The organism is Mogibacterium kristiansenii (assembly GCF_009695905.1).
Lineage (GTDB): Bacteria > Bacillota > Clostridia > Peptostreptococcales > Anaerovoracaceae > Mogibacterium_A > Mogibacterium_A kristiansenii.
The window spans coordinates 98870-112733 of sequence record NZ_VUNA01000004.1; the positions used below are offsets into that span (position 1 = coordinate 98870).

General features: G+C 52.7%; 17 protein-coding genes. 9 read left to right on the plus strand and 8 right to left on the minus strand.

Annotation, left to right across the window (positions count from 1 at the left end):
- Positions 1-44: 44 nt before the first annotated feature.
- On the plus strand, positions 45-1211 hold the full coding sequence (locus FYJ65_RS03130; protein WP_154553897.1) for a CobW family GTP-binding protein: 1167 nt from the start codon (positions 45-47) through the stop codon (positions 1209-1211).
- 15 nt (positions 1212-1226) lie between these two features.
- On the plus strand, positions 1227-2201 hold the full coding sequence (locus FYJ65_RS03135) for a TIGR03943 family putative permease subunit (protein WP_154553898.1): 975 nt from the start codon (positions 1227-1229) through the stop codon (positions 2199-2201).
- Positions 2202-2562: 361 nt separating this feature from the next.
- Here FYJ65_RS03135 and FYJ65_RS03140 read toward each other — a convergent pair whose 3' ends face one another.
- The 6 genes from FYJ65_RS03140 to FYJ65_RS03165 all read right to left on the minus strand — a co-directional run bounded on the left by FYJ65_RS03140 (position 2563) and on the right by FYJ65_RS03165 (position 6448).
- On the minus strand, positions 2563-3174 hold the full coding sequence (locus FYJ65_RS03140) for an SHIRT domain-containing protein (protein WP_154553899.1): 612 nt from the start codon (positions 3172-3174) through the stop codon (positions 2563-2565).
- Between the two features lie 13 nt (positions 3175-3187).
- Positions 3188-3760, minus strand: coding sequence for a hypothetical protein (locus tag FYJ65_RS03145; RefSeq protein ID WP_154553900.1), 573 nt, complete (start codon positions 3758-3760; stop codon positions 3188-3190).
- Between the two features lie 2 nt (positions 3761-3762).
- Positions 3763-3954 (minus strand): hypothetical protein, encoded by a 192-nt coding sequence (locus tag FYJ65_RS03150; RefSeq protein WP_154553901.1) that lies wholly within the window; start codon positions 3952-3954, stop codon positions 3763-3765.
- A 97-nt stretch (positions 3955-4051) separates the two neighbouring features.
- Positions 4052-4999 (minus strand): AEC family transporter, encoded by a 948-nt coding sequence (locus FYJ65_RS03155; protein ID WP_328603035.1) that lies wholly within the window; start codon positions 4997-4999, stop codon positions 4052-4054.
- A gap of 12 nt (positions 5000-5011) precedes the next feature.
- Positions 5012-5668 (minus strand): SDR family NAD(P)-dependent oxidoreductase, encoded by a 657-nt coding sequence (locus FYJ65_RS03160; protein ID WP_154553902.1) that lies wholly within the window; start codon positions 5666-5668, stop codon positions 5012-5014.
- Between the two features lie 36 nt (positions 5669-5704).
- Positions 5705-6448 carry a VUT family protein gene (locus FYJ65_RS03165; RefSeq protein WP_154553903.1) on the minus strand — a complete coding sequence of 248 codons (744 nt, stop codon included), beginning with the start codon at positions 6446-6448 and terminating at the stop codon, positions 5705-5707.
- Positions 6449-6658: 210 nt separating this feature from the next.
- Between FYJ65_RS03165 and FYJ65_RS03170 the strand changes: the two genes are divergently transcribed.
- From FYJ65_RS03170 to FYJ65_RS03185, 4 genes are read left to right on the plus strand one after another with little or no spacing between them, the layout of a single operon-like run.
- Positions 6659-7648, plus strand: coding sequence for a D-isomer specific 2-hydroxyacid dehydrogenase family protein (locus FYJ65_RS03170; protein ID WP_287795294.1), 990 nt, complete (start codon positions 6659-6661; stop codon positions 7646-7648).
- 32 nt (positions 7649-7680) lie between these two features.
- Positions 7681-8367: a nitroreductase family protein gene (locus FYJ65_RS03175; protein ID WP_154553904.1), complete on the plus strand. Its 687-nt coding sequence runs from the start codon at positions 7681-7683 to the stop codon at positions 8365-8367.
- Between the two features lie 21 nt (positions 8368-8388).
- The gene (locus tag FYJ65_RS03180) at positions 8389-9096 is read left to right on the plus strand and encodes a TVP38/TMEM64 family protein (RefSeq protein ID WP_288796312.1); all 708 of its coding nucleotides are present in this window, start codon (positions 8389-8391) and stop codon (positions 9094-9096) included.
- Positions 9089-10087, plus strand: a complete 999-nt coding sequence (locus FYJ65_RS03185; RefSeq protein ID WP_154553905.1) for a (Fe-S)-binding protein — start codon at positions 9089-9091, stop codon at positions 10085-10087. Before FYJ65_RS03180 ends, FYJ65_RS03185 begins: the two co-directional genes overlap by 8 nt.
- A 51-nt stretch (positions 10088-10138) precedes the next feature.
- On the opposite strand, the gene FYJ65_RS03190 is transcribed toward FYJ65_RS03185, so the two are convergent.
- Positions 10139-10318 (minus strand): hypothetical protein, encoded by a 180-nt coding sequence (locus tag FYJ65_RS03190; protein WP_154553906.1) that lies wholly within the window; start codon positions 10316-10318, stop codon positions 10139-10141.
- A 385-nt stretch (positions 10319-10703) separates the two neighbouring features.
- On the opposite strand from FYJ65_RS03190, the gene FYJ65_RS03195 reads away from it, so the two are divergent.
- Entirely contained in the window at positions 10704-11600 is an 897-nt protein-coding gene (locus FYJ65_RS03195) for a LysR family transcriptional regulator (protein WP_154553907.1), read from the plus strand.
- Between the two features lie 114 nt (positions 11601-11714).
- Here FYJ65_RS03195 and pduL read toward each other — a convergent pair whose 3' ends face one another.
- Positions 11715-12293, minus strand: coding sequence for a phosphate propanoyltransferase (pduL, locus tag FYJ65_RS03200; RefSeq protein ID WP_154553908.1), 579 nt, complete (start codon positions 12291-12293; stop codon positions 11715-11717).
- A gap of 170 nt (positions 12294-12463) precedes the next feature.
- Here pduL and tadA point away from each other — a divergent pair, with 170 nt between their 5' ends.
- Together tadA and FYJ65_RS03210 are read left to right on the plus strand one after the other, a co-directional pair.
- Complete coding sequence (gene tadA / locus FYJ65_RS03205) at positions 12464-12988, plus strand: tRNA adenosine(34) deaminase TadA (RefSeq protein ID WP_154553909.1); 525 nt, start codon at positions 12464-12466, stop codon at positions 12986-12988.
- A complete protein-coding gene (locus FYJ65_RS03210; RefSeq protein WP_154553910.1) occupies positions 12988-13839 on the plus strand; it encodes an Ig-like domain-containing protein in 852 nt (283 codons plus the stop codon). Before tadA ends, FYJ65_RS03210 begins: the two co-directional genes overlap by 1 nt.
- The last annotated feature ends 25 nt before the right edge of the window (positions 13840-13864 follow it).

The following is a 13864-nucleotide window of genomic DNA, read 5'->3' on the forward strand; positions in this document are numbered from 1 at the left end:
CCAAAACCCGCAAGGGTAAGATATACAAGAAAGAAGGGATAGAAATGACGAAAGTAGATATTTTTTCCGGATTCCTGGGAGCCGGAAAGACGACGCTGATTCGGAAGCTGATTGAGGAAGCTTATGGGGACGAGAAAATCGTTCTGATCGAGAACGAATTCGGAGAAATCGGTGTAGACAAGGGATTCCTGAAGAATACCGGGATTCAGATTAACCAGATGAATGCCGGATGCATTTGCTGCACCCTGGTAGGGGATTTCGGAAAGGCACTGAACGAGGTCATCGAGCAGTACCATCCGGATCGGATTCTCATCGAACCGTCCGGCGTGGGCAAACTGTCCGACGTTATCATCGCCGTGCAGGATCTGGAGAATGAGGAGATTCAGCTGAACGGCTTTACCACCGTGGTGGATGCCAAGAAGGCGAAGATGTATCTGAAGAACTTCGGCGAATTCTACGTGAACCAGGTGGAACACGCCAGCTCCATTATCCTGAGCCACGTGCAGGGATTGAGCCAGGAGAAAATCGATCAGGTCATCGGTCTGCTGAGAGAACACAATACCGAGGCATCCATCGTGACCACGGATTGGAAGGAAATCAGCGGCAAGAAGATCCTGGAAACCATGGAACAGAAGAAGACTTTGTCCGCGGAGCTGGATCACCTGAGAGAAGAAGCACATCGGGAACAGGAAGAGCACGAGGCGGAGCACCATCATCACGATCATGACCATGAGGACCATGACCACGAGTGCGGCTGCGAGCACCACCATGACCATGAGGAGCATGATCACGACCATGAAGAACACGGCTGCTGCGGCCATCACGAACATCACCACGACCATGACCACGAAGAGCACGAGCATCATCACGACCATGACCATGAATGCGGCTGCGGTCACCACCATCATCATCACCACCACCACGGTCACGATGCGGACGAGGTATTCGATGAATTCGGTGTTACCACTGCTCACAAATACAGCAGAGAGCAGATTGAATCTGCTCTGGAAGCCATCCAGAACGAAGCGGAATGCGGACAGGTGCTCCGTTCCAAGGGTATCCTGGAAGGTACCGACGGCAAGTGGTACCAGTTCGATTACGTTCCGGGCGAACCGGAAGTGCGTGAGGGCGAGCCGGAAGCCACCGGCATGATTTGCGTCATCGGTGTGGGTCTGGCACAGGATCACATCAAAGAGTTGTTCGGATTATAATAGCAGGGGAGAATTATGACAGTAAGATTGGAAGATCGTCAAGCCCGAGAACTGCCGGTATATCTTTTTACCGGATTCCTGGGCGGCGGCAAAACTACTTTTATTCAAGATACACTGAACAGCCCGGACTTCGATCCGGAGGTGCCGACGTTGTTGTTGGTCTGCGAAGAGGGCGAGGCGGAATACGATATCAGCGCATTCGCAAGTCCGGAAAACGTTTTCGTGGAATACATCGATGACGAGGCGGATTTGACGCGTATGGCATTGCAGAAGCTGGAGAGCAAGTATCGGTTCGACCGGATTTTGGTGGAGTACAACGGCATGTGGATGCTCCAGTCCCTGTTTGCCAGCCTGCCGCCGAACTGGATTGTGGCGCAGGAGATGCTGTTCGTGGATGCCACCACGTTCCTGATGTACAACCAGAACATGCGTCAGCTGTGCTTTGACAAAATGCAGACCGCGGAGCTGGTGGTGTTCAACCGCTGCACCAAGGGGTTTGACAAAATGCCGTTCCACAAGGAGGTGCGGGTGGCGAACCGGAGATCTCAAATTCTCTACGAGTACGGTCCGTACGATGTGGAGCCGGATGATATCGAGGACCCGCTGCCGTTCGATAAGACCCAGTCTAAAATCACCATTTCCGATGATGATTACGCGGAGTGGTACCGGGATATCAACGAGAACGAGGACGATTACGAGGGCAAAACCCTGACCCTGAAGGGCCGCGTGGCCATGGCGGAGGACCTGGGCACGAAGGGACGTTTCGCCTTCGGCCGTCACGTGATGACCTGCTGCGTGGAGGATATTCAGTTCGCCGGATTGATGTGCATTTACGCCAATGCGGATGATTTCAAAACCGGCGATTGGGTGGAAATCACCGCCAAAGTCCGGGTAGAATACGAGGAAGCCTATGGTGAGAAGGGCCCGGTGCTTTACGCCAAGTCGGTAAAAGCATGTGCGCCGGCGGATCCGGAAGTGGCCACGTTCTAGAAAAACAGGAGGCGCTGCCGAGCCATAGAAGCGGTCGGCCGCACTGAAGAAAAAAGGGAAGACCTGAAAAAAGAAGATTGAAAACAGCGGTGTGCTACAGGTGAAATGCCTGTTGGCGCACCGCTGATTTTGTATAAAGGGAATGTTTTTTATGCGCCGGCGCGGGATTTGTGTGAAGATTTTGCTCCCCGAGACGGAACTATAAGACCTAGCGGGGATGGGGGAGCAAACCGCGCCTCGGAAAACCGGCCGATCCTGTTGGCGCCTGACTCCTCGCAAGTCTTTGATTTTTCGTCGCGGGGCACCACGTTGTTGGACCCGAAAGGGTCTTCGTTCGGGTAAACGTGGTGCTTCACACGCGTCAAAGCCTTGATTTTTCGTCGCGGGGCACCACGTTGTTGGACCCGAAAGGGTCTTCGTTCGGGTGGACGTGGTGCTTCACACGCGTCAAAGCCTTGATCCTTCGTCGCGGGGTACCACGTCGTTGGGTCAGCGTGGCCCACCGGTCGCCGGCCGGCCTCTCTCGGGCCGCGCCCACAATGATGAAGAGGTGCGTTCCCATGCCGCCGGTGGATGGAAGCGGGTCCGGATCCTTTGGGGTAAATTCCCAGGTTCCGGTGAACTTCACATTTCCGTCGCCGGCGGGATCCTTCGGAAGCAAAGCCGTCACTTCTTCCGGCAGTTCTTTGTCGGCGGTAAGACTTTTGAATTCGTATTGAACCGTAAACTGTTTAAATACCTTCTCGAACACGGCGGTGTACACCGCACCCTCCGTGGCATCTTTGATGGTCGGACTCCAGCCTTTAAAAATATAATCGTATTTCTCATCCGATGCTTTAGTGGCGTCCGGCAAGATGATATCTTTGGCGGTGGTGCCCAGCGGGTAGTACGATTCTTTATACACCGTGGATCCGTCTTCATTGGTGAATTTGATGTGTACCAGAGACGGATTTGCGGCGGCAATTAAAGCCACCTCTCCGGAGCCGTCAATGCTGGCATAGCCGGTGTATTCCTTGCGCGCCGCCTTCTCTTGCTCGGTGTACCGAGAATTTGTTCGCGGTATTCTCTGTGACGGTGCATCCCTTGATATTCATATTTGTATAGTAACCGTAAGATGCAATTCCGGCACCGGTCGCTGCCTTATTTTCTTTGACGTTCGTGGTTTCGATGGAAGCCGCTGCCGGCGATTTCAGCATGGACACCAGCACGCCGCCACCCATTCCGTCCGATGTACCAGCGGTGTTGTCCGATATTTGAGCGTTTTTAACATACAGTCCCGGCTTTTTCGTAGCTCCTGCGGCAGGGGTAGCGGCGCAAATCGCGTCCGCAGACGCATAATAATAACCGGATGCAAAAACACCGCCGCCGAAATAGTTGTTTCCTTCTCTTCCCGAAAGGGTCATACCCGAGTACATATTGCAGGTGCCCTCAATATTCAGCATGTCCGGCGCATCGTTGTTCATACCCTCTGCGCTGCGGATGTTCAGGACGTTGCCGTCCGTCGAACCCAATGTCAATTCCGCCCCCTTGGTCACCTGGATGGAACCGTACACTCCCATTGTCAGTGTATGGCCATTTCCCAGAATGGTCGCTTTGCGGGACGAGTCGATGGAAAAGCCGTTGCGGAAATATCGGCGGTCAGCTCGATGGTATATTCGCTGTCGGAATCCTTGTTGACCCGAGCAATCGCTTCCTCGAATTCCTTTTGGTTCGATACGCGGATGACGTTGGACTCCGCGGCAGATGCGGACATCGGCACGAAGCAGAATATCGTGATCAGCGTAAGGATAAGGATTGCAGTTCTTTTTTCATTTATATCCCCGGAAGATGTAGCGTTAATTTTTCGAAACTTAGATCCACCCGTGACTCTTCAGGATGAACAGCCAGAAGGTGAGAGAAAAGGCGGAAAGCAGGGTGGTGAGCATCACCGTGCTGATGGTAAGGTCTCCTTTGTGCCCCATGCCCTTTGCCATGACAAAGCAGCTGATGGTGGTGGACGAACCGCACATCACCAGTGCCGCCACCAGCAGGTCATTCCGGAACCCCAGATGAACTCCTAATGGCAGGAACAGGGCACACAGACCGAACAGCTTGATAAAAGTACTGACCAGCGCGGGAACGGCAGACTGCCGGGCTTTCTCCCACTGAAAGGAAGCACCCATGGCGATGATTCCCAGCGGGGTAGCGCAGCGACCCACGTAGTCCACGGTGGTATCGCCGATGGTCGGAAGCGGTAGGCACAGGAGAGACCATGCAAAACCCAAGAGAATGGATAAAATGATAGGATTGGTGAGAATCCCGTGAAGGGTTTTGCGGAGGAGCATCGCGTCCATTTTCCCCCGGTCCGGCCGGTACATCTCCAGGATGATCACCGCCGCGATGTTGTAGATGGGCACGGCACCGATGACCATCAAAGGCGCCATTCCCACGTTGTGATACAGATTTTGGACCACCGCAATGCCAAGAATGGTAGCGCTGCTACGGTAGGACGTCTGAATGAACTCCCCTTGGATGCTCCGATCCTTCAGAAGATAGGAAACTCCGGTGCAGATCAGGATGCTGGCCAGCGTGGCCAAGGCGCAGTACACCACGTAAGCGGTATTCCAGTTTGTCCGATAGTCCGTCCGGTACATGTCGTGAAAGAGCAGCGCCGGAAGGCAAACCCGGAACACCAGCGTGTTGAGCCGCGCGGTAAAAGCATCGTCCACCAGCTGAATTTTCCGGAGAAACATCCCCAGAAGAATCAGAAAAAAGATGGGCACCGTCGCGTTGAGACAAAAAATCAGATTATTCAGCATGCGTTAAAAACTCTAGTCCTTCCATACAAAATGGGCGTCTCCGGCTTCCCCGCCGTCAATCAGCAGGTTCTGCCCGGTCATGAAGCGATTCCGTACCCCGACGAAATAGATCCATTCCGCGATTTCCTCCGGCGTCGCCCAGCGTCGAAGCGGCGTCAGCGCCATGATTTGATTCCACAGCTCCGGATCCTCCATCACCGGTCGGTTCAAATCCGTCAGAACCCCGCCGGGATCGATGCTGTTGCACACCGCCCGAGGCGCCAGACGAAGCGCTGCGTTCTTCGTATAGGTGAGAAGTCCACCCTTGCTGGCCGCATACTCCGGAAATTCCGACCCTGTATGAGCGCTGGCGGATCCCACCATCACCACCGCCCGAATCCGCGGGTTGGCGATGGCATATTTTTCCGTAATTCGAATCGTCCCCATCAGGTTGATTTCGATATCCCGTCCGCTGTCCTGAACGCCCGCATTGTTGATGAGAATTTCCGGCTGCACATCCTCCGGATAGGCATCCGCATCGCAGATATCCAGAATCTCATGGCGATAATTGGGATGTGCGAGGGCAGGGGGCTTCCGGTCGAAACCCACCACCGAGTGACCCCGCTCCAGAAAATATTCCGCCGTGGCCCGACCGATACCGTCGGACGTGCCGGTAATCAGAATGTCCATGGCAAACTCCTTTTATCACATTCTCCTAAAAACAATTTACGCGAACTGCGCCGTTTTCCGGCAATACTGCAGGTACGGTTCGCCTACTTTTTCCGCTTCCCACTGCAGGCTTACCCGATAGCCGAGCGGGCTGAACACCACTTCACACAGCAGTTCCATTACGGCGCCGGTGAGGGAGCAGAAGAACACCTGCACCGGGGTCCAGCCGAAGAAGTGGTAGGACACCACCAGCGCGAAGGTGAGGTTGTCGATGAACTGCGCGATTATCGTGGAGGTGAAAGAGCGGATGGCGAAATCCCGGTAGCTCGTGTTCCGGAGCCTTTTGCCCAGGAATGAGTTGATGCCGGCGTTGCAGATGGAAGACAGGAACATGGCCAGACTGCTGCCCAGAACCACGTACCAGGCCCCGCCGATGGTGGCGTTCAGCGCGTCGTTCACCTGCATGCTGCCGGTGGAATAGTATTCCCCCCACATGCCCGGCGTCATGGTCAGCGCCTTGAAAATCAAGCTGGCACCCAGGTTGATCACCAGAGCCAGAATGGCGATTTTCGCCGCCGCCTTTCCGCCGAAGCGCTTGCACAGCATATCCATGCACAAGAAAGATACCCAGCTCAGTGCGAAACCGCAGTCCAGTGCCAGATACTTAAACGAAAACAGCTCCTTGTTGGCCAGAAGGTTCATCATGATGACGCTGACCACGAAAAGAGATGTTACGAGACTGGGAACGTTGCGAAGAAGGATTCGGTAATCCTCCAGTTCCCCTTTGATCCATTTTTTCATAATAGTACTCCTTTGGTTTTGATATTTTACAAGCAGGATATCGGACCCGAACTGCTTGATGGGAATGTCTTCCGGCAGAGGCGATCTCCGCCGAAAACACGTACGCTCTATTGTAATCCCAAGGGCGCCGGATTGCAAGGGTAAGAGGATTGAGATATAATAAAAATAGTTTAACGTAATGCAAAAACGACCGGAAAGGAAGGCAAAAAAGTGAAAATCTTTGTATATACCCTGAGAGAGTTCGACGAACTCCCTTTCTTTGAAAAATTTTCGAAACAGTACGGTGTGGAATTCGGCTACACCACCCAGTCCCCGGGACCGGAGAACTACCATCTGGCGAAAGGCTACGATGCCATTTCCATCATCACCACTCCGACCCCGGCGGAGATGATCGATGCCATGAAGGAGAACGGCGTAAAGGTCATCTCCACCCGCACCATCGGATACGATCACATCGACGTGAAGCATGCCTTTGAGGTGGGGATGGGAGTCACCAACGTCACCTATGACCCGGCCTCCGTGGCGGATTACACCATCATGCTGATGCTCATCGCCTGCCGGAAGCTGCGGTACATCATGGATAAGGCCAACGTACAGGATTACACCCTGAAGGGTAAACTGGGCCGGGAAATCTCCAAGAGCACCGTGGGCGTCATCGGCACCGGCCGAATCGGTCAGACGGTCATCGAGCACCTGTCCGGATTCGGATGCCGAATTCTGGCCTACGATATCTTTCCAAAGGATGCGGTTCGGCAGCATGCGGAGTACGTGGACCTGGATACCCTGTACGCCGAAAGCGACATCATCACCCTCCACGCACCGGCGCTGGAGGACAACTACCACATGATCGATGAAACCGCCTTCTCGAAAATGAAGGACGGGGTTATCCTGGTAAACTGCGCTCGGGGCCAGCTGGTGGACACGGAGGCCATGATTCGCAACCTGTCCAACGGCAAGATCGGCTTTGCCGCCCTGGATGTCATCGAAAAGGAACTGGGCATCTATTACAAGGATCTGTCCGGCACCATCATCGACAATCCGGAGATGGCCATCCTCCGCAGTTTCTACAACGTCTTCTTCTCCCCGCACACCGCCTTCTACACGGAGGAAGCGGTAGCCAACATGGTGGAGAATTCCATTCTGGGAATTCAGGCCTACCTGAAGGGAGAAGATCATCCGTTTATTGTAAAGAAGTACTAATCGGCTGAGCGTTTCTGTAAAAGGAGTTAGCGATGAACATCATTGAAGCGATACAGCGGAGGCATTCCGTCCGTCAATATCTGGAAAAAGAAATTCCGGAGGAAATCGTGGAACGCCTGCTGGCCGCCATGCGGGCCTGCAATCAGGTAGGGGGTCTGCACATGCATCTGGTGCTGCACGAGCCGGAGGCCTTCTCCGGACTCCGGTCCAAAGCCATGCGGTTTCGCGGCGTGGAGAATTACATCATTCTGGCGGGGGAGAAAGACGATACTCTGGAAGAACGGTGCGGCTATTACGGCGAAAAAGTGGTTTTATTGGCCCAGCAGCTGGGACTGAATACCTGCTGGGTGGGTTCCACCTTCAAGAAAAAACCGGAATGCTACAACTTGGCACCGGGGGAGAAAGTGGTGGCGGCCATCGCCATCGGCTACGGCGCCAACCAGGGGAAGAGCCGGAAGAGCAAGTCCATGTGCGACGTGAGCGACGGCACGGAGGTGAGCCTCAGCGTTCCGGAATGGTACAAGAACGGCGTGCTGGCGGCCATGATGGCACCCACGGCCATGAACCGGCAGAGCTTTTATTTCGAGCGGTTCGGAAACGTGGTTTCCGTGGAAGCGGGAAAGGGTCCTTTCACCAAGGTGGACCTGGGCATCGTGAAATGCCATTTTGAAATCGGCGCCGGAAAGGATAACTTCCAATGGATGCCGGAGGATATGTAACATTAAAAACAGGAGAAAGGTGTGGAGACAACAAATAAGAAGAAAAAGGGAGCGATCAAGCTCATTGCCTTCGTTCTAATCGTATTGCTGATTGTGGCGCTGAATCATTACTACGGGTGGTCGGATATCTTTTCCGGGGATGACTGGTACGGAAACCTGCAGCAGATGGTGAAGACCAATTTTCTGCAGGCAGCCCTAATCTACATCGTGGTGATGGTGATTGCCAGCGTGGTGCTGGCGGTGCCGGGAGTGACCTTTGCCATCATCGCCGGGGCGATTTTCGGTCCCTGGTGGGGCACGCTGCTCTGCGTCCTGTCGGCCACCTTGGGGGCGATTGCCGCCTTCCTGGTAGGGCGGTTCTTTTTGCAGGACAGCCTGCGGGATCAAATTGTAAAGAATCGCTACATCAACCGATTGCTCTTCGATAAGAGCACCAAAAATGAGATGATGGTGCTGATGATCACCCGGCTGGTGCCGCTGTTTCCGTACAACCTGCAGAATTTCGCTTACGGGATTACGGATATCAGTCTGGGCAAGTATTCCCTGGGCACCTTCGTGTTCATGATCCCGGGGGTGGCCATGTACACCGTGGGAACTTACGCCCTCACCGGTGCGTCCAACAAGTTGCTGTATATCGGTCTGACCGCGGCCATTGTGGTGGCGGTGATGGTGCTGAGCAAAACCCTGCGGAAGAAATACGTGCCGGAAGAGGAGGCCTCCGATGAGTAAATTCGAAAAATGGGACGAGACTTGCTCGTTGGAATCCCTGCAGAACATAGCGGATGCCTGCGTGCACTGCGGAAAATGCCGGGAGAACTGCGCATTCCTGGACAAGTACGAGATGGATCTGGGAGATGTGACGAAATTACAAGAACATGTTTACGGGTGCTTTCTCTGCGGTAACTGCGACCGGGTGTGCCCGGCGGGAATTTCCGGCAGGCAGCTGTTTCAGAATCTGCGGCGGATGCAGGTGCGGGACGGAAAGCTGGAGGAGAAACCCTATTCCTTCGTGCTCAAGGAAAAGAAGGATTACAAATTCCGGAATTACCGAAATGCCACGGCGGGGCGGGTGCTGTTCCCGGGCTGCAACTTCCCTTCGATGTTTCCGAAGACCAACCGGAAAATCGCGGACCTGTGCAAGGCCAAGGGCATCGGAACGGTGTACGACTGCTGCGGAAAGCCCATTGCGGAGCTGGGACTCTACCGGGACGAGGAGCGAATCGTGAACCGAATCAGCCGGGAACTGGAGAGCCGGGACATCGGCGAGGTGATTACCACCTGCCCGAACTGTTACTATTTCTTAAAGGAACGAATTCCTCAACGGGTGAGATCCATCTACGAGGTGCTTCCGGAGTTGGTCCCGGAGATTTCCGTGCCGAAGGATATCGAGATTCAGATTCCGTGCCCGGACCGAATCGATCGGGAATGGTACGACGGCATTTGCAAACTGTTGGGATATGAGCCGGCAGTGACTGCGGCAGAACAGTGCTGCGGTCTGGGGGGCATGGCATCGGCAGAGGAGCCGGAGCTGGCAAAAAAATTCGGCGAAGGGCTGACTTCTTCCGGGCTTCGGAATACCACGTTCTGCGCTTCCTGTGCCGGACAGTACGCTCGAAACGGAAAAGAAATTCGCCACGTGTTGTCACTGCTCCTGGGGATGGAGGAGGCGCCGACAACGAAGACCTCTTATCTGAATCGGGTTAAGACGAAATACAAATAGAAATAAAAAAGGGAGAATGCGATGATGGTGCATTTTCCCTTTTGATTTCCGTTATTTTCTTTTCTTGAACTCTCGCCACATATCAATTGCGAAGGCGATGGCGATGCCTGCAAAGAGAATTTCCCTTACGTGGCTCTTTCCGCCGGTCGCCGCAAAAGAGCATACCGGTACGGCAGCCATTACCAGTGCCATGGTGAGAAGCGTAAAGATATGAGTAAATTGTTTTTTCATAATAATCCACCTTTCGTATACTATTATGTATCATATAGGTGATTCGAAAAGAAGTCAACCGAAAGATCTCCGTGAGGGCGAGAATAAAATCAAAAAAGAAAAACAGAAGCGATAAGAACGGCGTCACTTCTGTTTTTTTCTTATATGGTTATTTTGTAGAGGTTTGTTTATTACAATATGATAATACTATACGGGGAATGTTTTGTAAAATTAATAGTTATAAATCTAACAATAAAAAATAATAAATGATTTACGAAAACCAAATGGGATATTCAGAAAATCGAATATCTTCTCAAATTCAAGTATATCAACATTTTCAACGGTCTATTGAATTTTGCGTTTGTTTTTGATATTATAAATTTTGAAAGGTATAAGGAGAACGTTTATGGAAATTCGTAATATAGTAACATTTGTCAAAGCGACGGAAATGCAGAGCTTTACCAAGACGGCGGCACAGCTGGGGTACTCTCAGGCGGCGGTTACGGTACAGATCAAGCAGCTGGAAGACGAGCTGGGCACGCAGCTGTTCGATCGAATCGGTCGAAGTGTAAAGCTGACCCATTCCGGCGAAAAGTTCATGCCATATGCACTGCGGTTGCTGAAATCGGTGGAAGAAGCGGCGTCGTTCATGAAGGAAGACGATGAGCCTTCCGGCACACTTCGCATAGGTGCCAGCTCGTCCTTTTCGGCCGGAATTCTTCCGGGAATTCTCCCGGGTTTTCACGAGAAATATCCGAAGGTTGACGTGGTGATCAAGACGTCCGATATGCTGACCTCCACATTCGATCTTCTTCGTCAGAACGATTTGGACTTCATCTTTACCCTGGAGCGGAAACTGATTTCTGCGGACTTCGTCAGTGTGGTGGAGCGGAAAGAGGATATCGTGTTCGTCACGAATCCGGACAACCCGCTGGCTGCCATGAAGAACGTACCGTTGGAACGGGTGGTTCGGGATAACTTCATCACTTCCGACCGGGGAGTCAGCTACGGCCTCTACATGGAAGAGGCTTTGGCCGAGCGGGGTATCAGCTATCATCCGAGCCTGGAAATCGGCTCCACCTCCGCTATTATCAACATGATCTGCCAGGGGAAGGGCGTGTCCTTTCTGCCGAAATTCTTGGCGGACGATCCAATCAATCACGGCGCATTGGCCATTATCGATACGGAAAAGCTGGAGATGCAGATGTGGACCCAACTGATTCGCCTGAAGAACAAGTGGATGAACTCGGTGATGAAGGCGTTCGTGGACTACCTGCGGGAAAACTTCCATCAGCTGGCGTAGTGTCGGGATGATACATTGAAACGAACCGGAAATCTATGCAATACAAAACGAGAGGAAAACGGCTTTACCGATTCCCTCTCGTTCTTTTTTTACAAAAATTCGTTCGTGCCGAAATTATTCAGCGATAACGGTACCAACGCAAGCTCTGCCGGTGCATGCAGCGTTGCCTTCGTCTGTGTCCAGATGAACAACGGAAACCGGTCCGCCGATTCTTACGATAACGTCGCCGAATACCAGAGCTCTCTTCTTGCCGGTATCGATCTTCAGATCAACGTTCTGGTTCTGCTCAACGCCCAGCTTAGCAGCGTCTTCCTCGGAGAGGTGAACGTGTCTCTGAGCAACGATGCAGCCTGCTTCGGTCTCAACGGAGTTTCCGTTCTCAGCAGTCAGCTTGATTCCCGGTGTGCCTGCCAGATCTCCGGACAGTCTGATCGGAGCATCTACGCCCAGGGAACGAGCGTCTGTAGCAGCCAGCTCAATCTGAGTGCCTTTTCTAGCCGGTCCCAGAATTGCAACTCTCTCCATGGATCTCTTCGGTCCGGTGATGGTCAGTCTTTCTTCTGCAACGAAACCGCCTGCGATTTCCTTCTTAACCTTCAGCTCATAACCTGCACCAAACAGTTTCTCGATGTCCTCCTGGGACAGGTGCACGTGGCGAGCACTTACTTCAACATTTACATCTAATGTAGCCATTGGGATAACCCTCCTTTATCTTAACAAAATCTACCTACTCCATTATATGCAATGGCGAAACATTTGTCTAGATTGTTAAATGCGACTAACCAAAAGTTTTCTTAAATGGGGGGGTATAATCTGCGAAAGAACTTGTATTGAAACCCCGACTATGATAAAATTATTCGGCTATGGATATAAATGAGATGTATATGCGAGAGGCACTGCATCAAGCGGAAGCGGCGGCGGAAATCGGAGAAGTCCCGGTGGGCGCGGTTGTGGTGCGAGATGGAGAGATTATCGCAAAAGCATATAACCATGTAGAGACCGACCGAAATTCATCCGGGCATGCGGAGATGCTGGCCATTCGGGAGGCGGAGCGGGTGCTGGGAAGCAAGTGGCTGACCGGCTGCGAGCTGTACGTCACCTTGGAGCCTTGTGCCATGTGCGCCGGCGCCATGGTTTTGGCACGGTTGGATTGCTTGTGGATTGGTGCGATGGATCCGAAGAACGGAGCTTGCGGCTCTGTATTCAATGTGGTACAGGAGGAACGGTTGAATCACCGAATGGAGGTGGAGACGGGAATTCTGGAGGCGGAGTGCGGACAGATTCTGTCGGATTTCTTTCGGAACATGCGCGCGGTGAAGGCACGGAAGCGAAAACTTTTCCGGCAGAGAATGACATCGCCGGACAATACTGATGGAGGAAACAATTGATGAAGAGAAAAGGCCTGATTGCACTGCTGGCAGCGGTGCTGGTAACAATGAGCATGGCATTCGTTTCGGCGGATGAAAGCGATTTTAAATTGGTGAATTCCTATCCGAAGGATGGACAGACCAATACTTCCATTGAGAACGTCGGCGTGAAGCTGCGTTTCAACCGGGAGCTGGCCGGCGAAAAGGCACAGAAGAACAACGCGAAGTGCGTAAAGATTGTGGACCCGAACGGCAAGGAAATTCCGATTAAGGTGATGAGCAGCAAGGCGGACAAGGGTCTTCTGCTGGTTCTGGGTGACAGCAACAATAAGAAATTCAAGGTTGAGAACAACGCGAAATACAAATTGGTAATTTCCGAGAATCTGATGGACGATCAGGGTGACCGCCTGGGCAAGGAGACCACCCTTTCTTTCACGACTTTCAATCAGCGCCTGAACATGATGATTAACATGGGCATGATGTTCCTGATCTTCGGTGGTATTACCGTGATGACCATTCGAAATGCCAACCAGCAGCAGGAAAAGAAAAATAAGAAGGACGAGAAGGAAGAGGTCGCTTTCAATCCGTACCACGAAGCAAAGCGCACCGGCAAGACCGTGGAAGAGGTTATTGCAGAGAACAAGAAGAAGGAAGAAAAGGCCGCAAAGAAGGCAAAGCGGAAGAACAAGAACGGAGAAGCCGAGTACGTGAAGGATTATCAGCTGAAGCTGAGTGAGATTCTCCCGAACGTGTACAGCGTTTCCGCACCGCGTCCGATTTCTACAGCGGGCGGTAAATATATTTCCTCACACGGTCCGACGGCAAAGGCGGCGAAAGCGGCGAAGAAGTTCGGCAATCGGAACCAGAGATAGTATTTTTTGAAAGGAATGCCCTTGG